This window comes from Chryseobacterium sp. 2987 (assembly GCF_031456375.1).
In the GTDB taxonomy this organism is placed as follows: Bacteria; Bacteroidota; Bacteroidia; order Flavobacteriales; family Weeksellaceae; genus Chryseobacterium; species Chryseobacterium vaccae.
Genome location: NZ_JAVDUN010000012.1, coordinates 1 through 21,409 on the forward strand (window position 1 = coordinate 1; position 21,409 = coordinate 21,409).

The 21,409-nt window shown below is 38.2% G+C and carries 21 protein-coding genes, 1 tRNA gene and 1 pseudogene; 10 read left to right on the forward strand and 13 right to left on the reverse strand.

What is annotated here, in order from left to right; translation table 11 throughout:
- Positions 1 to 293, reverse strand: a pseudogene (locus J2Y40_RS22240) (T9SS C-terminal target domain-containing protein); the annotation flags it as partial.
- 428 nt (positions 294 to 721) lie between these two features.
- On the opposite strand from J2Y40_RS22240, the gene J2Y40_RS22245 reads away from it, so the two are divergent.
- Entirely contained in the window at positions 722 to 3,052 is a 2,331-nt protein-coding gene (locus J2Y40_RS22245; protein ID WP_153391717.1) for a TonB-dependent receptor, read from the forward strand.
- A 3-nt stretch (positions 3,053 to 3,055) separates the two neighbouring features.
- The gene (locus tag J2Y40_RS22250) at positions 3,056 to 3,862 is read left to right on the forward strand and encodes a DUF4249 domain-containing protein (protein ID WP_310001450.1); all 807 of its coding nucleotides are present in this window, start codon (positions 3,056 to 3,058) and stop codon (positions 3,860 to 3,862) included.
- A gap of 213 nt (positions 3,863 to 4,075) precedes the next feature.
- Here J2Y40_RS22250 and J2Y40_RS22255 read toward each other — a convergent pair whose 3' ends face one another.
- Positions 4,076 to 4,240, reverse strand: coding sequence for a hypothetical protein (locus J2Y40_RS22255; RefSeq protein WP_310001452.1), 165 nt, complete (start codon positions 4,238 to 4,240; stop codon positions 4,076 to 4,078).
- A 163-nt stretch (positions 4,241 to 4,403) separates the two neighbouring features.
- On the opposite strand from J2Y40_RS22255, the gene moaA reads away from it, so the two are divergent.
- From moaA to J2Y40_RS22280, 5 genes are all read left to right on the forward strand, one after another.
- Positions 4,404 to 5,390, forward strand: a complete 987-nt coding sequence (gene moaA / locus J2Y40_RS22260) for a GTP 3',8-cyclase MoaA (protein WP_310001454.1) — start codon at positions 4,404 to 4,406, stop codon at positions 5,388 to 5,390.
- 2 nt (positions 5,391 to 5,392) lie between these two features.
- A complete protein-coding gene (locus J2Y40_RS22265) occupies positions 5,393 to 6,595 on the forward strand; it encodes a molybdopterin molybdotransferase MoeA (RefSeq protein WP_310001456.1) in 1,203 nt (400 codons plus the stop codon).
- 7 nt (positions 6,596 to 6,602) lie between these two features.
- Positions 6,603 to 7,079, forward strand: coding sequence for a cyclic pyranopterin monophosphate synthase MoaC (gene moaC, locus J2Y40_RS22270; RefSeq protein WP_153391707.1), 477 nt, complete (start codon positions 6,603 to 6,605; stop codon positions 7,077 to 7,079).
- Positions 7,060 to 7,665, forward strand: coding sequence for an NTP transferase domain-containing protein (locus J2Y40_RS22275; RefSeq protein WP_153391705.1), 606 nt, complete (start codon positions 7,060 to 7,062; stop codon positions 7,663 to 7,665). Before moaC ends, J2Y40_RS22275 begins: the two co-directional genes overlap by 20 nt.
- Positions 7,666 to 7,732: 67 nt before the next feature.
- Entirely contained in the window at positions 7,733 to 8,773 is a 1,041-nt protein-coding gene (locus tag J2Y40_RS22280) for a HesA/MoeB/ThiF family protein (RefSeq protein ID WP_310001459.1), read from the forward strand.
- Between the two features lie 191 nt (positions 8,774 to 8,964).
- Here the strand turns inward: J2Y40_RS22280 and J2Y40_RS22285 are convergent, their stop codons facing one another.
- From J2Y40_RS22285 to J2Y40_RS22320, 8 genes are all read right to left on the reverse strand, one after another.
- The gene (locus tag J2Y40_RS22285) at positions 8,965 to 9,450 is read right to left on the reverse strand and encodes a molybdopterin-dependent oxidoreductase (protein WP_153391701.1); all 486 of its coding nucleotides are present in this window, start codon (positions 9,448 to 9,450) and stop codon (positions 8,965 to 8,967) included.
- Positions 9,451 to 9,471: 21 nt separating this feature from the next.
- Positions 9,472 to 11,868, reverse strand: a complete 2,397-nt coding sequence (locus J2Y40_RS22290) for an FdhF/YdeP family oxidoreductase (protein WP_310001464.1) — start codon at positions 11,866 to 11,868, stop codon at positions 9,472 to 9,474.
- 22 nt (positions 11,869 to 11,890) lie between these two features.
- Complete coding sequence (locus J2Y40_RS22295) at positions 11,891 to 12,241, reverse strand: DUF7009 family protein (RefSeq protein WP_310001467.1); 351 nt, start codon at positions 12,239 to 12,241, stop codon at positions 11,891 to 11,893.
- 125 nt (positions 12,242 to 12,366) lie between these two features.
- The gene (fdhD, locus tag J2Y40_RS22300; protein ID WP_310001469.1) at positions 12,367 to 13,239 is read right to left on the reverse strand and encodes a formate dehydrogenase accessory sulfurtransferase FdhD; all 873 of its coding nucleotides are present in this window, start codon (positions 13,237 to 13,239) and stop codon (positions 12,367 to 12,369) included.
- A gap of 47 nt (positions 13,240 to 13,286) precedes the next feature.
- Positions 13,287 to 13,703, reverse strand: coding sequence for a molybdenum cofactor biosynthesis protein MoaE (locus J2Y40_RS22305; protein ID WP_153391693.1), 417 nt, complete (start codon positions 13,701 to 13,703; stop codon positions 13,287 to 13,289).
- Positions 13,704 to 13,786: 83 nt separating this feature from the next.
- The gene (locus J2Y40_RS22310) at positions 13,787 to 14,029 is read right to left on the reverse strand and encodes a MoaD/ThiS family protein (protein WP_310001472.1); all 243 of its coding nucleotides are present in this window, start codon (positions 14,027 to 14,029) and stop codon (positions 13,787 to 13,789) included.
- On the reverse strand, positions 14,030 to 14,779 hold the full coding sequence (locus J2Y40_RS22315; RefSeq protein ID WP_153391689.1) for a sulfite exporter TauE/SafE family protein: 750 nt from the start codon (positions 14,777 to 14,779) through the stop codon (positions 14,030 to 14,032).
- A gap of 210 nt (positions 14,780 to 14,989) precedes the next feature.
- Positions 14,990 to 15,532, reverse strand: a complete 543-nt coding sequence (locus J2Y40_RS22320) for a hypothetical protein (RefSeq protein WP_153391687.1) — start codon at positions 15,530 to 15,532, stop codon at positions 14,990 to 14,992.
- Between the two features lie 813 nt (positions 15,533 to 16,345).
- On the opposite strand from J2Y40_RS22320, the gene J2Y40_RS22325 reads away from it, so the two are divergent.
- A complete protein-coding gene (locus J2Y40_RS22325; RefSeq protein ID WP_310001475.1) occupies positions 16,346 to 17,374 on the forward strand; it encodes a bestrophin family ion channel in 1,029 nt (342 codons plus the stop codon).
- Positions 17,375 to 17,551: 177 nt separating this feature from the next.
- Positions 17,552 to 17,636, forward strand: a tRNA-Ser gene (locus J2Y40_RS22330).
- Positions 17,637 to 17,798: 162 nt separating this feature from the next.
- Here J2Y40_RS22330 and J2Y40_RS22335 read toward each other — a convergent pair.
- The 3 genes from J2Y40_RS22335 to J2Y40_RS22345 all read right to left on the reverse strand — a co-directional run bounded on the left by J2Y40_RS22335 (position 17,799) and on the right by J2Y40_RS22345 (position 20,303).
- Positions 17,799 to 18,497: a hypothetical protein gene (locus tag J2Y40_RS22335; RefSeq protein ID WP_153391642.1), complete on the reverse strand. Its 699-nt coding sequence runs from the start codon at positions 18,495 to 18,497 to the stop codon at positions 17,799 to 17,801.
- A 281-nt stretch (positions 18,498 to 18,778) separates the two neighbouring features.
- Entirely contained in the window at positions 18,779 to 19,366 is a 588-nt protein-coding gene (locus tag J2Y40_RS22340) for a hypothetical protein (protein ID WP_310001479.1), read from the reverse strand.
- Between the two features lie 106 nt (positions 19,367 to 19,472).
- Positions 19,473 to 20,303, reverse strand: coding sequence for a helix-turn-helix domain-containing protein (locus J2Y40_RS22345; RefSeq protein WP_153391638.1), 831 nt, complete (start codon positions 20,301 to 20,303; stop codon positions 19,473 to 19,475).
- Positions 20,304 to 20,664: 361 nt separating this feature from the next.
- Between J2Y40_RS22345 and J2Y40_RS22350 the strand changes: the two genes are divergently transcribed.
- Positions 20,665 to 21,408 carry a hypothetical protein gene (locus J2Y40_RS22350; RefSeq protein ID WP_153391636.1) on the forward strand — a complete coding sequence of 248 codons (744 nt, stop codon included), beginning with the start codon at positions 20,665 to 20,667 and terminating at the stop codon, positions 21,406 to 21,408.
- The last annotated feature ends 1 nt before the right edge of the window (position 21,409 follow it).

The window sequence follows — 21,409 nt, forward strand, 5'->3', positions numbered from 1 at the left end:
TAATCGTGGTTTTGTCCTGAAAGGTATTTTTCCCAGACCTGCTCTCCCTGCTGGTTGAGTTTAACCAAGTGGAAATCGTAGCCGTTGTTTTGCTTTTGGCTGTTAGCAACTGACTGTTGATCTTTCGTTTGAATGGAACTTCCGGTAATCAGGTACTGCTGATCGATAGTGGTGGTAATCTGGCTTAGGAAATCCTGAGTGGAGGACTTGATGTCTTTCTGCCATAAGACTTCCTGGGCTGATGCACTCAGAGCTGTGCATATCATCAATGCACTGAGATAGAATCGTTTCATTCTGTGTTATTTGAGTTGTTGGTTTATTATTTTTTAAGCGGTGCAAAAATACACTTTTTTACTTCACGTTAAGTAGATTTAATACTTTTTTTACAAAGACAATCAAATGATTACCATTGATATTATTCAACAAAGAAAAGAATGAGCAACGACAAAACTTGTCGCATTTTATTTTACATGAAATAATTTACAGTATTATGTTTATTTCAAAGAATATTTTATAAATGTCTTTATTCAAAAAAAACATTTTAGCTTTTTGATAGGACTTAATAAGATTAATTATAAATCACAAATTGTTGATTAAAAGCTAAGAATAGTATCAATAATAAGTTTTATTCGTGTAACTAATCACTTGTTCTTCCTACTAATCAGGCATCAACAAATGGTTATTTCTATAGAAGAAAGTTTTACTACTTTAAAATAAACTAATGCAAACATCCTTTTTAAAAATTACCGCTGCTACGGCTGCGCTCTGTTTCAGTACTTTAGCGATGGCACAGCAGACGTATTCTGTAAGCGGAACCGTGAAAGACCAAAAGAACGGTGAGCTCCTGATTGGAGTGAATGTAAAAGTAAGTGAAAACCCATCCATCCATGTAACGGCCAATGAATATGGCTTCTATTCCTTATCATTACCGGAAGGAAGCTATACTCTGATCATTTCTTACCCTGGCTACAAAGATTTTGAGCAGCAGGTAAAAGTGGATCAGAATATCAAACTGGACCTTCCCCTTAGCCAGGAAGAAGAAAGAACCAAAAGCATTGACGAAGTGGTTGTCTCAGGGATCAAAAAAGATAAAAATCTTTCTACAGCCCAAATGGGTACAGAAACTTTAAGCATTAAAAATATAGAAAAGCTTCCGGTTTTATTTGGAGAAAAGGATGTCATGAAAACTATCCAGCTTCTGCCCGGTATCAAAAGTAATGGTGAAGGAAGCAGCGGATTCAGTGTGAGAGGAGGTGCTACGGATCAAAACCTGATCCTTCTGGATGAAGCGCCTGTTTATAATGCATCGCATTTGCTTGGATTTTTCAGTACATTTAACAGCGATGCTCTGAAAGATGCCAGCATCATCAAGGGAAACAGCCCTGCCCAGTACGGGGGCCGCCTTTCTTCTGTGATGGATGTAAAAATGAAAGACGGAAACAACAAAGATTATAATATCAACGGAGGAATAGGCCTCATCAGCAGCCGTTTGAGTGTAGAAGGCCCTATTCAGAAAGAAAAGTCATCATTTATTGTTTCGGGAAGAAGAACGTACGCCGATCTGTTTCTGAAAACAACCGATGATTTTAAGGACAATAAATTATACTTTTACGACCTCAACCTGAAGGCCAATTATCAGGTCAACGAAAACAACCGCCTTTATCTTTCGGGGTATTTCGGAAGGGATGTTTTGGGAATTGGCAACACCTTTTCCTCAGATTGGGGGAATACAACCGCTACCCTGAGATGGAACAGCATTATTAATAGCAAATTGTTCTCTAATACGTCTTTTATTTACAGCAATTATGATTATAAGATAAGCCTAGAAAGTAATGACAATAAATTCGGACTGAATTCAAAGATACAGGACTGGAATCTTAAGCAGGATTTCACCTGGTTTGCCGGAAATAAGCATTCTGTACGCTTTGGTCTCCAGTCTATTTACCATACCCTTACTCCAAGCAGCGCTTCAGGCACAAGTGTTAGCAGTTTTCCGAGAAATAAAAGATATTCATGGGAAAATGCATTGTACATCAATGATGATTTTAAAGTGAATGATAAGCTGACCGTTAATTACGGGGTAAGGCTCGCTCTATTCAGTGTGCTGGGTGGTGATACTTTCAATACTTATGAAAACGGGGTTCTTACGGACAGCCAGTTTTTAGAAAAAGGAAAATTCGGGAAAACATACATCAATCCGGAGCCTCGTATTACAGCCAATTACCGCATCAATGAGGTTAGCAGCGTGAAAGGAGGTTATTCCCGCAATACCCAGAACCTGCATCTTTTGAGCAACAGCAGCAGCGGAAACCCTACAGACCAATGGATAGGAAGCAGCTATACGGTAAAACCTGAAATTGCAGACCAGGTCAGCCTGGGCTACAGCAGAAATTTCAACAATAATAATTATGAGCTGAATGCGGAGATCTATTATAAATCGATGCAGAACCAAATCGACTATAAAAACGGGGCACAGATCACGTTTGATACTGCAGCTGATATAGAAAGTGAACTTCTTTTCGGAAAAGGAAGAGCCTACGGACTGGAATTAATTGCCAAGAAGAAAAGCGGTAAGCTGACCGGATGGATCTCTTATACGCTCTCTAAAACAGAAAGAAAGATCAATGGTATCAATGACAATGAATGGTATAATGCCAGAATGGATAAAACCCATGATCTTTCAATAGTGGCAACGTATCAGTTGAACGAAAAATGGTCTTTCTCCGGGCTTTTTCTTTACAGCACGGGAAATGCAGTTACCTTCCCTACCGGAAAGTATGAGCTGGACGGCAAGACGATATTCCAATATAGCAGCAGAAATGCAGACCGGATGCCTGCTTATCACAGAATGGATCTGAGTGCCACCTACGAACCTGTTTCCACGAAACGTTTCCGTGGTTCATGGTCTTTCGGAATTTATAATCTGTATGGCCGTGAAAATGCTTACACCATTACTTTTGAAGACAATCCGAATAACCCGGGAACAACCCGTGCTATGCAGACTTCCCTATTCCGATGGGTTCCTAACATCACTTATAATTTCAAATTTTAAATCATGAAAAATACTTTTTTAATTATACTCTCTCTTTTTTTATTCACCGCCTGTCAGAAGGAAATCGATCTTGACCTGGAAGACCAAAGCGGAAATATTGTTATTGAAGGAAATATTACCAACCAGCCGGGACCTTATTTTGTGAAAATAACCAGATCTGTCGCTTTTACACAGAATAACCAGTATCCTGCTGTAACAGGAGCCACAGTGATCTTAAGCGATAATACCGGACAAGCAGAGACCCTGCAATATGTTGGTAACGGGAAATATCAGACTTCATCGGCTTTTGTGGGAGCATCAGGAAGAACTTATACCTTAAAAATTAATGCAGACGGGAAGCAATACACCGCCCAAAGCACTATGCCGGAAGCTGTTGCTTTTGAAGGTCTGGAACAGGATTCTTTTACATTCGGAGGAAAAATCAGCTATACCCTCCTACCCGTTTTTACAGATCCTGCCACACTGGGAAACCGCTATCTTTTCAGCTTTACCATTAATAATTTATCTAAAAAGACCGTGAATGTTTTTTCAGACAACATCAATAATGGTCTCCCGAACCAGAGACCTTTAATGCTTCCTAATGATGACAACGACGGTGCCGACCATGAAGTTGTTGTAGGAGATACCATCCATGTTGAAATGCAGTGCATCGACACCAATGTTTTCACCTTCTACAGTGCTCTTCTTGATATTGCAGACGGTGGAAGCGGTGTAACTCCGGCCAACCCTCCAAGTAACATCAGCAACGGAGCTTTGGGATATTTTTCAGCGCACACCCTTAGCAAGCAGAGCTTCGTAATCCAACCATAAAAACATAAATTCATTATAACATCCTGGTTTTAGCCGGGATTTTTTTTGCTCCTTTCATAAGAAGAGTTGGAAAACGCAAGGATTCCCATGTTAATATGCGAGTAAAATTATTTTTATTTGATAAAAATTTGTCTTTTGGTAAAAACGGTTCATTTCTTTTGATAACAGCCATAATTCGATGGATAAGTTTATTTCTCACCACATTTAAAACACTCATTTTGTTTTTTCCTTCATTTTGGAGGTTCCGTCTCCGTTGGGACTGTTTGAAATATTGGTGCTATATTCTATCACACCGGTATCAGGAATTGTGTAGGTATTATTTCCTGTATTCCAGAAGGAAATAGCAATGAATACGCTTACAGAACTGGTTATCATCATTTAATCGCTTATACAAATCATAACGGTTTATGAGGAACTGCTGCTGATCATTCAGAAATATGAAATAGTTCATCCAAAGAAATACTCTTTAATTCTATGTGTAAAATTGAACCATTCCACCCAAAACAATCAGTATATTTGTAGTAACACTCTTTCTTTTAAAATGCTGACAGATCAATTCGGAAGACATATCAACTATTTAAGGCTGGCCGTTGTGGACCGCTGTAATCTCCGCTGTACTTATTGTATGCCGGAAAACGGACTTACATGGATCAAACAAAAAGACCTGATGACGGATGAAGAAATGCTGAGAATCTGCTCTGTTTTTACGGAATTGGGAGTCGATAAGATCAGAATAACCGGAGGGGAACCTTTTGTAAGGAAGAACTGCATCAGTCTTATTGAAAAAATATCAAATTTAAAAGGCCTCAATAACCTCAGTCTGACAACCAACGGCCTCCTTACTGAACAATATATTCCACAGCTTAAAGCGGCCGGAATACAATCGGTCAATCTGAGTCTTGATACTCTGGATAAAGAGCGATTCTTCAGGATAACCCGCCGGAACAGCTTTGATAAGGTTATGAAAACATTGGAAGCCCTATTGAACCATCATATCAAAGTTAAAATCAACACAGTGGTGATGGAGGGGCAGAATATTGAAGATCTGATTCCCTTGGTATCCCTTACCAAAGATCTGCCTGTGGATGTCCGCTTTATAGAAGAAATGCCATTTAACGGAAGTACCACAGAAGTATCCCTGAAATGGGATCATGCTCACATTTATAACCATATTAAAAGTCAGTTTCCTGAAATAGAAAAAATTGAGGATCCGAAAAGTTCAACATCTTACAACTATACAATCCCTGGTTTTATGGGAGATGTAGGAATTATTGCGGCTTACACCCGTTCTTTTTGCGGAGACTGCAACAGAATACGCATCACTCCTACCGGTGTGTTAAGAAACTGCCTGTATGAAGGCGGCGGTATCAATCTGAAAGAGGAAATGCGTTCCGGAAAAACAGATCATGAGCTGAAAAACAGAATCATCAACACCATCAATAATAAACCCAAAGACGGATGGGAAGCTGAAAAACTCAGCCTGCTCCCCTCACAGACTCATCAGTCTATGGCTACAATCGGAGGATAACTATGGAAATGATTACCGTACAACAGGCAGAAGATATTATACTTTCCCAGGCTCAGGATTTTGGCAGGGAATCCATCCCTTATGATCTGGCATTGGGGAAAGTCCTGGCCGAAGCGATCACTGCTGACCGCGATCTACCGCCTTTTGACCGACCTACCGTTGATGGCATTGCAATAGCTTACAGCTCTTACGAGCAGGGCATCCGTTCGTTTGTCATTAAAGCAGTACAGCCTGCCGGAGAACCTCCAGTTTCCATTATTGCCGACAATGAATGTATTGAAATTATGACGGGAGCTTCACTGGATAAATCAGCAGATACGGTCATCCGCTATGAAGATATTTCCATTGATAACGGAATCGCCACGATTCAGATTGATATAAAAAAAGGCCAAAATATTCACCTTAAAGGAAAGGATAAAAAAGCTGGAGAAATCCTGGTTAAAGCCAATCAGGTGATCACTCCGGCTATCATCGGCATTGCTGCATCCGTAGGAAAAACCACATTATCTGTAAAAAAACTTCCCAAAATCCTGATTATTTCAACGGGAGACGAAATGATCAATCCTGAATCTGTTCCTGAAGCGTTCCAGTTAAGACGTTCAAACGGAATCAGCATAAAATCTGTCCTTGAAAAATATACCGTTCAGGCAGATATGCTTCATCTTAATGATGATTACGAGGAGATAAAAAAAGAACTTTCACGCTGTATTGAGGAATATGATATACTTCTGATGAGCGGCGGTGTTTCTATGGGAAAATTTGATTATTTACCCCAGGTATGCGAAGAACTGGGCGTTGAGAAGCTCTTTCATAAAATAAAGCAGAGACCGGGAAAGCCATTTTGGTTTGGAAAAAGCAGAAATCAAAAGCTTGTTTTTGCATTTCCGGGAAATCCTGTGTCGGTTTTCATGTGCCTGCACCGTTATTTTATTCCGTGGCTGCGAAAATCCCTGGAAATACAAGATCCGGCATTTCAGTACGCGGTTTTACAAAATGATATTGATTTTCTACCTTCTCTTCAGTATTTTGCACAGGTAAAACTTCATGTGAATTCAGAAGGGATGTTAACTGCCGAAATTGTAGACACCAATGGCTCAGGAGATTTTTCCCATCTCGCGGATACGGAAGCTTTTATAGAGCTGCCTCTGGAACAGAACTCTTTCAGAAAAGGTGAAGTTTATAAAATATGGAAATATAATTCTTAAAAAACGTATGACAGATTTTTCACATCTTAATAAAAAGCTGCAGCCCAAAATTGTGAATGTAAGCACAAAACAGATTACCCACAGGAAAGCTATGGCCAAAGCAACAATTGAAGTTCCTGAAAACATTCTTCAAAAGCTGAAAGAAGGTGATTTTAAAACCCCAAAAGGGTCCGTTTTTCAGACCGCTATTATCGCAGGGATAATGGCTGCAAAAAAAACAGGCGAGCTCATCCCGCTCTGCCATCCGATAGGCCTTGAAAACTGTGAAGTAGACATTGAAGTAAATGATAAAAATGAGATTGAAATTTACTGCACTGCGGAAGTTGAAGCCAAAACAGGGATAGAAATGGAAGCTCTTACAGGAGCCTCTGTAGCCGCCTTAACCATCTATGATATGTGTAAAGCCCTGAGCCATGATATTGTTATTAAAGAAATTAAATTAATAGAAAAATCCGGTGGAAAAAATGATTTCAGAAGAGAATAATACCATTCCTTCCCTCAATGGTCTTGTTCTGGCTGGGGGAAAAAGCAGGAGAATGGGTACTCCAAAAGATTTACTGAAATGGCACGGAAAGGAACAGCGCTATTTTGCTGCGGATTTACTGGCTCCCTTCTGTGAGGAAGTTTTTATTTCCTGCAGACAGGATCAGCTGGAAGATTTTAATCCGGATTATCATGCTCTTACAGATACCTTCCTGAATATGGGTCCGTTTGGAGGAATTCTTTCTGCACTCCGTTCCCAAAGGGATAAAGCCTGGCTCGTTGTTGCCTGTGACCTGCCCTTACTGGATAAAAAATCACTGGAGTTTCTGATCGAATCACGGGATAGCACAAAAGCAGCCACCACTTATGAAAGTCCTTTTGATGGCCTGCCGGAACCCCTGATTACCATCTGGGAGCCAAAAAGCTACCCTCTTTTGCTGAATTTTTTAGGGATCGGAAATACATGCCCGAGAAAAGTACTCATCAATAGTGACACTCTTATTCTGAAACCTCAGAACCCTGATGCTTTAATGAATGTGAACACCCCTGAAGACGCTGAAAGGGCTCAGGGTATTCTGAAAAAATAGAGATTAATAGCTGCCACTAATGCATTAATAAAAGTATTTATGGATCAGCAGCAAAAAAGAAATCATTATGAGTGGAGATCCATTTGAACGTTATCAATGCCAGATCGTTTTACCCGGATTTGGCCTTTCTTCCCAGGAACTGCTTAAAAATTCCAAAGTACTGATCGTGGGTATGGGTGGTCTTGGCTGCCCGTCTTCACAATATCTAGCGTCATCCGGCATAGGAACGATCGGTATTGTGGATGATGATATTGTTTCTCTGAGTAACCTTCACCGCCAGATTTTATATACCCCTGATGATATAGGATCATTTAAAGTAGATATTGCTGCCAAAAGACTGCAGCAGCAGAACCCTTCTGTTTCGGTGGTTCCTTATCGTTTGAGAGTTACTTCCGATAATGTAATGGATCTGATTTCAGACTTTGATCTGATTATTGAAGGAACCGATAATTTCGAGACCAAATACCTGCTGAACGACGCCTGTGTCCTGTCAGGAAAACCGTTGGTATATGGCGCTATTTATCAGCATGAAGGACAGGTAAGCCTCTGGAATGTTCTGCAGAAAGACGGCAGTTATTCCCCCAATTACCGGGATGTTTTCCCTCATGTAGAAGAATCACAGGTTCCTAACTGCAGGGAAGGCGGAGTTATTCCCACACTGGCTGGAATAGTAGGTTGTATGCAGGCCAACGAAGCGATAAAATACTTAACCCGATCAGAAGATATTTTAGCCGGAAAATTATGGATGATCAACGTGATGAGCGGAAAAACCCAAACCATTAAGCTGCGAAAAACCTCAACTCAGATTACCACTCTTACTCCAACCATTGCTTCAATTACTTTTGAAGAATTACAGAATAACAGGTATGAGCTGATAGATGTCCGGACAGAGCTGGAACATCAGAATTTCCATATCGGCGGGAAGAATATTCCGTTGGATGATCTGGAAAACAAGCTGAGTTTAATCGATCATTTGGTTCCTATTGTTTGCTATTGCGCAACCGGGAAACGGAGTGCTTCTGCAGCTGGAATCATCAAAAAAGCTTTTCCTCAGGCGGAGGTATTTTCTTTGAAAGATGGAATCGACAAACTAAGTGATTCTAAATAACCTAGTTTTGGTTAAGGAGACACATATTAAAGATTGGAGATTGGAAGAAAGGAGTCTGCAGTTTACTTCTGGTTATAAATATTAAAAGCCATTGTAAATTCAAATGACCTTAATAAACAAAGCTTTGTATTACTGACCTTATGTGCTATTATAAACAAAGAGCATTTTACCCAATGCTCTTTGCCGTATATTTAATCTGTAATATGTCCTATAATCAAAGATTCCACCTGATAAGAACTTCGGGCAGGCTTTTTTTCTCCTTCAGCAATGATACGGAGCGGGCCTTTTGACTCCGGCAATGCTTTTCCATCCACCATATCTGCAATAATGACATTCTTATCTGCTATGGAGGAATCCAGTTCAGCCAGTGAAAACAGAACCTGATATCCATCGGTACATTTTACCAATACATATTTTGACAGATTCTCACCATGCAGTTCTTTACCAGAAGGAACTCCTGCCTTTAAAAGAATATCCTGAAGTACCACTCCGGAATAAATATGGGTTTTACCTTCTTTATCTTTTAATGAAGCCTCTTTTCGCGGCATTTTTGAAAGTTCTGATAAAGAGAGCTCCAGAAACTGTTTTACCTCTCCCCCAACCTTTAATGTAAACTGAGACTGAGCCCAAATACCTCCTGAGATTAAAAACAGGAATAACAATATAATCTTTCTCATTGATATCGTTTTTTTATCCGGTTAAGGTCTTTGAACAGCTCCTTTATAAAGCATTTCATCTACCTTTTTATAAACTTCGGGATCGTGTTTTTTAATTTTAATTTTAACATATTTGGAAGCCGGCATATTACTCTCTTTCACTACGTTGTTTACAGATACCAGCACATTAGTTTCCGGAAAATAGGTTACAGTATTTTTTTCAGGAATCTGGTAGGAAACAATAATAAATAGCGGAGCCACTCTTTCTATACCATCATCATAATTATAAAGATCTACTTTATCACCGGCTTTAAATCCGGCTTTGTCAATATCATTCTGATTCATAAAAACCACCCGGCGTTCGTTCTTAATTCCACGGTATCGGTCATCCAGTCCGTAAATGGTTGTATTGAACTGATCATGGGTACGTGTGGTGGCCATCATATATTCATCCGGAGCAAGGGTATTGTCCGGAATGTCTGTTAAAGTGAAGGGAGCCCGTCCTCCAAGTTCTTTAGAAAAGTACTGCTTGTCGCGGGCTGCATTCGGAAGGTAAAAGCCTCCTTTTTGGCGGACACGGACATTATAATCTTCAAATCCGGGAATACATTGTTCAATATCATCCCGCACAGCATCATAACTGTCATGATAACGTTGCCAGTTGATCACAGACCTTTCTCCCAAAGTAGCCATGGCCATACGGCAGACAATCTGGGTCTCATTCACCAGGTTATCAGATACCGGATCCAGCATTCCTTTTGAATCCTGAACAACTCCCATTGAATTTTCTGTGGAGACAATCTGTATTTCACCATTTACAATATCTTTGTCGCTTCGCCCGTATGTTGGCAGGATAAGCGCTTCTTTCCCGTGGACCAGATGCCCGCGGTTTAGTTTGGTGGAAACTGATACAAGTAAATTAAGCTTCCGCAGCGCATTGGCCGTAAAGGTAGTATCCGGTGTTGCGGATATAAAATTTCCTCCCATACAGAACATCACTTTTATTTTCTCCTCATGAATGGCCTTTATGGCGCGAACAACATCATAGCCATGCTTACGGGGTACTTTAAAGCCATAAAAGTTTTCAAGTCTGTCCAGCTGTTCATCAGTAGGCTTTTCATCAATCATCATGGTTCTGTTTCCCTGCACATTGCTGTGACCCCGGACAGGACATACTCCGGCTCCCGGCTTTCCTATGCTTCCTTTCAGCAGAAGAATATTAAGGATCTCACGAATCATATCAACTCCGTTAGGCTGCTGGGTCAATCCCATTCCCCAACTGAAAATAATCCTTTTTTTAGTGGCGATCGCTTCTGCTGCTTCATACAATCCTTCTTTAGAAACTCCTGAAAGGACAGCCAGCTCATCCAGGTTGTAATGATCAAACTGCTTTATAAAATCATCGTATCCTACTGTTTTCTCTTTGATAAAGTCTTTATCGAATACAGTGCCCGGGTTTTTCTTTTCAAATTCAATCAATAAAAGTTCAAGTGCTTTTAATAAAGCCATATCCCCATTGATTTTTACAGGAAGATACAGATCGGCAAGCTGAACACCGCCTTTCAGAATATCTTTAACACTCTGTGGATTGATAAAGCCCATCAGACCTGCTTCAGGAAGAGGATTAATGGCAATAATCTTAGCTCCGTTTTTTTTCCCTTTGGCCAGTGAACTCATCATCCTCGGAGCATTGGTTCCGGGATTTTGCCCGATGATTACAATGACTTCTGCTTCATAAAAGTCTTCCAGTGTCACGGTTCCTTTACCAATTCCAATGGTGGGGCGCAATGCTGATCCGGAGGTTTCGTGACACATATTGGAACAGTCCGGCATATTGTTGGTTCCGAATTCTTTGGCAAACAGCTGGTAAACAAAAGAAGCTTCATTACTTGTCCTTCCGGAAGTGTAAAAAGCGGCTTCGTCCGGAGATTCCAGTGCGTTGAAGTGTTCTGCTATTTTTTTAAAGGCATTCTCCCAACTGATAGGCTGATAATGAGTAGCTCCTTCCGGCAGATACATTGGATCTGTAAGCCGTCCCATTTTTCCGATCTGATAATCATCCAATTTGGCAAGATCATATACTGAATTCTGCTTAAAAAACTCGGGTGTCACTCTTTTCGTAGTTGCTTCCTCGGCCAATGCTTTTGCTCCGTTTTCACAGTATTCACCTAAAACAGAACGTTCATCATCAGGATCCGGCCATGCACAGCTGGGACAGTCGAAACCACCCATCTGGTTCATTTTAAATAAGGCTCTCATTCCCCGAACAGGAGCTTTTTCTTCAAATAAATCACTAAAAGCAGCCATCACAGCAGGTATTCCTGCAGCGGCTTTCTCAACGTGGGTAAGCTTAAGATCAAGTAAAGTATAGGGATTCTCTGCATCAGGTTCTTTGCGGATACTTTCTTCTATTTCTTTCTTTTTGTTATTATCTTCCATAGCTTTTTATTTTGTAATGGGATCAACAGGTAAGATTGGGGTTCGGATAATTATCACTCTGGTCTTCCAGGGTATTATCTATACATACAAAGTCTTTTTCTACCAGTAGTTTTACAAGACCTGTCTGTCCGTCAAAGCCTACCTTGTCTGTAGAAACCAGTTCTTCAATCATGGTTTCAGGTATTTTCATGACTATTCTGTTTTCAATGAAGACTGCGGAAAGTTCATCATCATCCGTTTTCTTAATTTCATAAATAAATGGCCTGTCTACGAATTGAGTCACGCTGGAAACAATTCCGTTTTTTCCTAATTCTGAAACTTCCGACTGGGTAAGGCGTAAGCGGATTGAGTTGTCTTTTATTCTTATTTTCATTGGTCTACTTATTTAGATGGCTGCTGATGTTCATTTTTCTAGTGTAACACTGCCTGCTTTTATATCAATATTTTTATTTTTTTGCCACGGATGCACGAATGTTTTTATTTAGATATTCCTGCTTACTATTTCATAATAATCTCAAGAAAACGGCTTTGGTTATATATATTAAACCGATTGTCCCGAAGGAATCCCAATAAAGTCATATCAAATTCTTTCGCCAGATCCAAAGCAAGACTTGAAGGTGCTCCTATGGCTGCAACTATCGATATTCCTGCCATGGCAGCTTTCTGTATCAGCTCAAAGCTGGCTCTTCCGCTTAATACCAGAATTTTATCTTCAAGGGGAAGCTGTTCTGTAAACAAAGCATGTCCAATAAGCTTATCCAGAGCATTATGTCTTCCCACGTCTTCTCTTAAGGCAAGTAAATTTCCTTTTAAATCGAAAATACCGGAAGCATGGATTCCTCCGGTAGCACTGAAATTATTCTGAAAAGACTGCAGGTTTCCCGACAGCTGATATAGTATTTCAAGGGGTATTATATGGTTTTGTTTTTCCGGATTCTGAAACGGACTTACCGTTCTGATAGATTCTATAGAACTTTTTCCGCATACTCCGCAACTGGATGTGGTATAAAAATTTCTGTCCGATTTCATCAGCTGAGGAGCAAGACCTTCTATCAATTCCACAACGATAATATTTTGGCTGTTTCTTGAACATTCTTTTGGGGAATGTTCTACCTTCTTAATCTGCTGATAACCGGAAATAATTCCTTCCGTAAAAAGAAAACCGACTGCCAATTCTGCATCATTGCCAGGGGTTCGCATCGTCACTGATATATTTTTAGTTTCCCGCTGTCCTTCCAATCCAGAAGACACCCGGATTTCCAGAGGTTCTTCCACAGCAATATCATCAGTAAAGTAAGAACTAATGTCACCCTTAACCTTAACGATTTCTATCTGGGCTACAGATTTATTTTCTAGTATATTGGTTTTCATAACTTCACGAACTGGTATAGTAAATATACGAAATTTAGTTCTTCCAATTACGGATGGGCAGAAACCCATTCTTCCCCATCTTCAAACACTTCTTTTTTCCATATAGGAACTGTTTGTTTTATGGTATCGATAACATACCGGCAGGCATCAAAAACAGCATCCCTGTGCCCATCGTTGACCACAATTATTACCGCGGCATCACCGGGAAACAGGATTCCGATGCGATGATGAATGACAATATTCTGTACAGAAAATAAAGAAACCGCATTCTCTGCTATTTTCCGCATCTCTTTTATTGCCATGGGTTGATAGCACTCATATTCCAGGCGGATAACGGGTTTGTTTTTTGTGATATTGCGGACTGTTCCTATAAATGTAGCGATGCCTCCGCTTGTAAGATCCTGAGCTATGGCAAGGCATTTAGAGATATCCAGCTGGTTTTCTGTTATTTTTATATCAATCATTGCAATCCTGATTTTTTGTACCGGGTATAGATATTTTTATGTTTTGCGGAGTCTTTTTATTGGAAGCCTCATCATCAGTTGAGTTAACCGCCGCTTACCGGAGGGATGATTGCTATTTTGTTGATACTGCTTAATATCTGTTCATCTTCGGCATATTCTTCATCTACTCCTATAAAGTATGATTTCAGCTTTTTCAGTTCCGGAAATTCTCCTTCCAGAAAGTTTTTCAGCTGCTTTACATTAAGATCATCATTTACCTCCACTATTTTTTCTGACGCTCCGAAAATATCTTTCGTTATACCAAATGCCAATATTTTAAGTTTCATTTACCAATACTTTATTAAAACGTTTACTCCTGCTACTAAAACCAATACTGCGGTCATTCTTTTGATGACCAGCGCATCCCATTTCAGAGACATTCTTGACCCTATCTGTCCGCCGATGAAAACAGCCAGACATAAACTCAGGATTCTGAAAAAATCTATATCTATCGATACTTGTGATATCTGCCCGAAAATTCCGGATATGGAATTCACTAAAATAAAAACACTGGATGTTGCGGCAATCTTTCGCGGGGTATCCCATTTCATCAGATTAAGTAACGGTGAAAGAAAGATTCCACCGCCAATTCCCACCAATCCTGATAAAAATCCGATGCCTCCTCCCAAAAAACTGTTTCTGACAACTGATATTTTAGAATCCTCTACAGTGTTTTCTTCATTCTTCGTTTCTGTTTTCACCCATAATAATAGGGCCGCCACGATTAGTGTAATTCCTAAAATTAAAAAGAAGGTTTCCTGTTTTATTTTTAATACAGCTCCCAGGTAGGCCATGGGAACACTTACCAGGGTTATGGGAATCACCTTTTTCCAATTAACCTGTTTATTTTTCCAATAAATATAAACTCCTCCAATGACAACAATGACATTGCAGATTAATGCTGTTAACCGTATTTCCTGGTACGGAAGGTTATACATAGCCAGAACAGCCAAGTAGCTGGAACCTCCGCCAAATCCTATTGATGAATACACAAAAGCGATTATTAAAAAGAAGAAAAAGATTTCCCAGTGCCCCATGCTGTTGTATTGAGGATTAATTTAATACAATAATAACAAATTTAGGGATTGTCTGCCCTATTGCAATATGAAATTCTCTGCTATGATTTATAAAAAAGATCACCCATTGTTTATTAAAAGTTGAAGATGTCTTCTATTCAAGGGTCTCCAAAAAATTAAACCCTCCAAATTCTATATTCAGAGGGTTTAGTTTATTTTACAAGTATTCGGTTAGTTGGCTGCCGGGTCAATAAGTTCTTTGGTAATTCCCAAAGATTTTAAAAGATCCTTACCATCAAAAAGTAAAGTTGCATAGTGTGTTCCTTTTTTAAAAATCAGTTGTGAACCTCCCGGAAATGAACTGCCATCACCAAGTTTTTGGATTTTAACTCCGTGCTTCCCGAATTTGGTTTTAGCCTCCTGCAAAGTTGTTTTGTTCATTGCAAGGCCAAAAGGAAGTCCATCAACAATTAAAAATTGATCCTCCGGAATATCAAAAAACATTTCGTTGATTGCGTTATTCTTTCCAAGACTGCAATATAGCTCCAACCCTGATTTGGTAAGCCACTTGGCATATTTTTCATCATTGGCATCTTCATAAAATTCAGTTTTCACCTTTAAAGCGGCTGATACTTTTTCCGGTGTCTGTGGAAAAATAAACTCTGAGCTTTTGTTCAGTAAAGAATTTAAATTTGCAGTTTTCTGTGAAAATGCTGTGAAGCTTAACAATTGAAAAAGTACGGTTAAAACTAAAGTAAGTGGTTTTAGCTGCATAAGATGTAGTATTTAATATTTAAAGATTGGATGGATAAAGATATTAAAATAACGTGAGTTGGGGTTAAGGAGTTTAAATATAAAAGAATGGAAGATGGAAGAAGGAGGCTGGAAGTTAATTTTAGGTATAGGTATTGAAAGCCTCCAGAAAATTAAATAAAAACAGATCAATATTTGCTCTTAATGACTTTCAAAACTTCCCTCTTCCATCATCCAGCTTCAGACCAGCATCCATCAGGTATTCTAATCCCTGAGGTAAGGTTATAATTATTTTTCAAATTTTGTTCGTATTAAAGCTCTATCAGAACAACATATTAATCATTATAATTATCAGGTCGCTCCTACGGAGCTCTCCTTAGATCATGTATTAAATTCTATGAACAGAGTACTCCTAAGGAGCACTAAAAGGGGCTCAGGTGGCGTTATATTTTTTTACAAAAAATTATAAATTGATCATCAATTATAACACTTAATATAAGTCTGATTTTCTTATTCCGAACTGAGGTTATTTATAAAAAACATCAAACTTTCTGGGAAGCTATGAAGTAAAATACTTTTTCACAGCCACATATTTGATATCCATGTCAGGTCATTTTCAACAATTTCAAAGATACACTATTTTATTTTACAAAAGATAAATCCTATTGGGAGACGATGGCTATAAAAATGATATTCTCTTACTTAGTTCTGTTAAAACCTTAAAGTAAATTCTTGTTTTATTATACTAAAATTTGTATCATCGTATAAGATTATGCAAAGGAACTGATGTATTATTTTCAATTCATGATCTTTAAAAAACATAAATAATAAAAAATGATTGTCAGAAAAACGATTGGTCTGAAAGGTGTTGTGCGTTTTGCAGGCCATCATATCTGGTGGCTGACCACTTATATGACTCTGGTGTCCGTACTCTATAAAGTGGCGGGCTGGCACTGGATTTCCATTCCCTGGCTGCCGGTTTCACTGGTAGGTACTGCTTTGGCTTTTTACATCGGTTTTAAAAATAACCAGTCTTACGACCGCGTCTGGGAAGCCCGGAAAATATGGGGTGCTATTGTAAACAGTAGCCGAAGCTGGGCAGTAATGGTCAATTCTTTTGTAAAAAACAGCCCTGATACACAGTTTACGGTACAGGAACTTGAACAGATCAAAGAGCGTCTGATCTACCGGCATATCGCCTGGCTCTATACTTTCAGGGACCAACTTCTGGTTCCAACGCAATGGGAACATGTGAGCTTGCGGTGGCATTTTGGAAAAATAGCCCAGAAACGGCAGGAATCTGAAGGTATAGGACTATTTAAAGATTTTTTAAATGAACAACAGAAAACCAATTATTTTTTCGATGAGTCTAGATTAGCCGGCGCTGCCAATAAAGCAACCCAGCTCATCAACCTGCAGTCTCTGGATCTTGCAGAGCTTGAAGAAAAACAAGTTCTACACATGAGAAAACAGCTGGATATGCAAAAAGTGCTTTCTGATTTTTATGACCATCAGGGAAGAGCTGAACGTATTAAAAAGTTCCCTATCCCCCGCCAATATGCCAATTTAAGCTTCATATTCAACTGTATTTTTATTTTCCTGTTACCTTTAGGCATTGTAGCGGAATTTGCAAAACTGGGTGAAGCCGGAGTATGGCTGATGATCCCATTTGGCGCTATAGTTGGCTGGATCTATGTTTTGATGGAACTGATAGGAGATTATTCCGAAAATCCTTTTGAAGGCTTAGGTACCGATATCCCTATGCTTTCTATCTGCCGTACCATAGAAATTGATTTACTGCAGATACTGGGCAAAACAGATGTACCCCAGCCTATTCAACCTATCAATGATATTTTAATGTAAGATATTCTGTAGAATTTTCCCTTATAATTTCAGATTTTCTATTGAAATTCACAGTTACGGATTACTCTGCCTTAAGCTATTTTCAACTTTTTTTGTAAGACATAAAAAAAATTTGCCCATTAATAAAAATCTTTCTATATTTGCACCACTGAAAACGACGGTACAGCCGAAGTTCAGGGAGAGTTGGCAGAGTGGTCGATTGCGGCAGTCTTGAAAACTGTTGACTGTAACAGGTCCGGGGGTTCGAATCCCTCACTCTCCGCAAGATGTGAAAACAAAAGTTTTCAAAAGACATCAAAAAAATGGTAAAACCTGCAAATCAATGATTTGCAGGTTTTTTTTGTTTATAGCGTTTATGATGTATTTAAATATATCATTGCCTAGACTATTATACAGTTCTTCATCAAAATAATTTTAAATAATCTTACGTGATACTCAATATCTTTCTTACCACCAAATGCCAGAACTCTGTATTCGGAACGGTGATAAACAATACTATTTCTAGTGTCCAACAGCAAAAGAACAGAAAGTAAGGGCTTTTTAAAACCGGTTTTTTACATTTAATCTTTTCAATGAGAATAATGCTTATCGAAACTAAAAATGGAAGAAAAACTGCCGCAGGCAAACCCAAACCGGGTTTGATATGATTGAGCAATCTCGACATTCCGGGGTTCAGGATAATTAAGGTTGCAGCAATAAGAAAGGCAACATGCCATCTCAAATTGTGCCTATTTAACATAGCAATGAGATAATATACAGAAAACGAAATGGCATCCAACAAACCAATGAATGCAGTAACCGCAGCTCTGTCTTCAGAAATATGTATTTCTCGCCTGGTTTGACTCGTTACCAAAATAAGAATAGTAACAACCAACACCGGAGCAATAAAATAGGACAATTTCCCTATTGTATGATGCAGCTCATACTTTTTCTGCTTTATCAAAACAGGTTGAATAATAAGTAAGGCAAACCAACAGACAAACGCCGCAAAATGAATATGAATAACCAACGGAAACCTATCTGGTTCCGGCAAAAATCTAATATAAGAATTGAAAAATCCTGTAAGTGACACCGCTACTACAGCAATAAAAAACAGGATTAATATTTTACTTTTTCTTTCCATAGTCGTTTTTAATTTACCATCCTTCTGGTATTATATCTTTATCTACCTCCCTCTTTTCACTAATGTAGCTGAAAAAATCTTCTACCTCTTTGGATTCAGGCTGGAATATTGTTATCAGGATCTCCGGATTATTTTCTAAAGACTTGATGCAAGTGTAGAGTTTCTCTAAGAATAAATGCAGTATCGCCTGACTTTACAGCATAATTCTTACCTTCTAATTATAAGAAATATAATTAAAATTTTTGTTTTCATTTTTAAATACACAACTTACACTAAAAAAACTATTTTGTTTGCTGAAAAACAAAACTTATATCGCCCAAATAAGATTTTTTTTGCATAGGCCATGGGTAATTTTGACTATTTCCATCAACAAAAACGGTATAAATTATCGATACGTTTCCGGCATCTATCGGAGCATTTTGTTCGGAGCCATTTGCTCTTAAACGTTCGTAATAGTCATTTCCATTGAAAACAATACTGTATCTTGTTTCAGGAACCATTTCCAAAGGCTCAATCTCTTGGCGTATTTCTGTATTGGCATTCACATTCGGAACTGTTATTGTTTTGATAATGACATGGGTATCAGCATTCCAAATAGTAACACGTATATTAGTTGCATTATCCGGAATTTTAAGTGTTACTGCCTTCATTATACCTTTTACTTTTGGCTTAAATTGAAATCCTTGTTCAGAATAAAGAGTATCAACATGATTGGCTGTCGATTGGTTAAATTCAGATTTCTCAAGATACAGTGCCAGTGGGTTTTCTTCGGGATATGTTTTCAGTTCAGAGGCTTCATCGTCTTTGCTGCACGATATGGTAATGACCAAAAAAAATACCACTGTAATAATTTTAAAATATTTTTCCATTTTTTTAATTTTAAATTTTCAACACGTTTTGGCATAAAAAATACCCTTAGTTCTATCCAAAGGTACTCTCGCTTTAAGTAGTGTTGTTTGTAAAAAATGGAAATTTTTAAGAATTGAAACGGTCCAGCTCGCACCAGTTATTGACATCGGAATGAAAGTTTTCAAAATAATCCGACGGAGAAGTCCCGATGTATCGCATAAAATCTTTATTCAGATGTGAAAGATCGTGATAACCACATTGAAAGGCAATATCAGACAGTAATTCTGGTTTTTTTATATATTGATTCACAAAAGTGTTAAAACGGATAATGTCGGCATATTTCTTCGGTGAGAAACCAATATACTCCATAAAAAGATAATTCAGATTTCTGTGGCTGGTAAACACTTGCCCGCTGAAATTCTGGGCAGGAAAATTTCCTGAACTTTTTTGGAGAATATTGATGGCTTTTGCAACTGCTCCGTATTTGTCTGGTAGATTTACCCGGAATTTTCTCATAAGATATTCCTGTATAAGTTGCCATTTTATCCTAATCGAATCGGCATAAGCCAGCTTTTCGTTCAGATCTTTGATACTTTGGTCTATATCGGTAATATCAAACCGCTGATTGGTAGAAATGTGTGCATCATCATTGTGGAACAGGCACGACATACCAGGGTGCATCTGTATCAAAATAACCTCTATTTCGGATATCACATGGAATGACGCAGGAAGATTCCCTACACCCAAAGCGTAAATGGAATTGGGTTGGAATTTATGGACTTCCGTACCATTAGACATTTCAAGAGAATTCTTTTTTTCTATCACAAAAAACAGTGTTGAAAACATCCTTGGCACCATCTTAAATTCACAAAACTCTCCTGCGCTTTGCAAAAAATAACTGGCACTTGCGATATATCTGTCAAGGGCAGGTGTTATGGGAAGCGGTTGATGATCCATAATGTGATTTCTCTAAAACAAACATACCCCTCATTACTATCATTCACGTTGTCTATACTATAAAGTTACATTTTTTTAGATACGTAACATTAAAAGATAAGATAATAATATACTTTATATATTGTTTGAATAGAAACCAACATATACCTATTTTTTGACAATGATGATTCAACAAAAAATTATGCTATATTTATTCAAAAAATTAATGGACAAATATAACATACGAATTATTCTAAATATTATATTTTCTCTCATTACAAGAATAATTTTATGTACAATTTTATTGTTTTCAGATCCGTTATCATTGCAGTTCAAATTTCTCTGTATCATCATTTTTTGTATTCCCTGGATCAGGTTTTTCATGAATGATACTGACAGAAAAAATATTGATCTGTATCTTAGCTATAAGCTTCTGTTTCTTACCTCCCCTATTTTATATTTCTGCATCATTTGGAAAATTTCAGAACTGTATCAATTCACTCTAATTAACCCGCTCATTTTATTCCTTTTAACTCTGGCAGCAGCTTTTTTTATCAAAGCGAAAAGTAAGAATATTTCAACTAAAACCCAGCAGATCTTAATGACAATGAGTTTCTACTGTATCCCATTCTTTTTAGCCATTAATATATCTTTTGATTTTTCCCAACCATCATCTAAAGAATATTTTATTACCGACAAAGAAAGTTATGTATCCGAAAAAATGGACTCGGAAGGGTCACAGAAAATGGCAAATTATGAGTTTAAGGTTATTCCGAAAGAAAAGATGAATCCTACCCCATTTTGGATAGACATATCAGCAACAAAACATCCACACTTACATCCAGAAGCAGAAGTCTTAACTCCTGGTAAAGTATTTCTCACCATTGAAAATAAGAAATATGAAATTCTTACGAATAAAATTGACCTTTTCAAACATATGAAGGATAGTGGCTACTTGCGCACGTACCAACTGAGAGAATATACAAAGCCTATGATAATCAATGTAAAACCTAAAATCTATAATAAGTTTGGAAAAAATGATTATCTCGATATTGAAATCCATTCCGGATTATTTGGTATAGAATGGACCTACTACCATTGGAAACATAAGTCTGATATTACTTAAT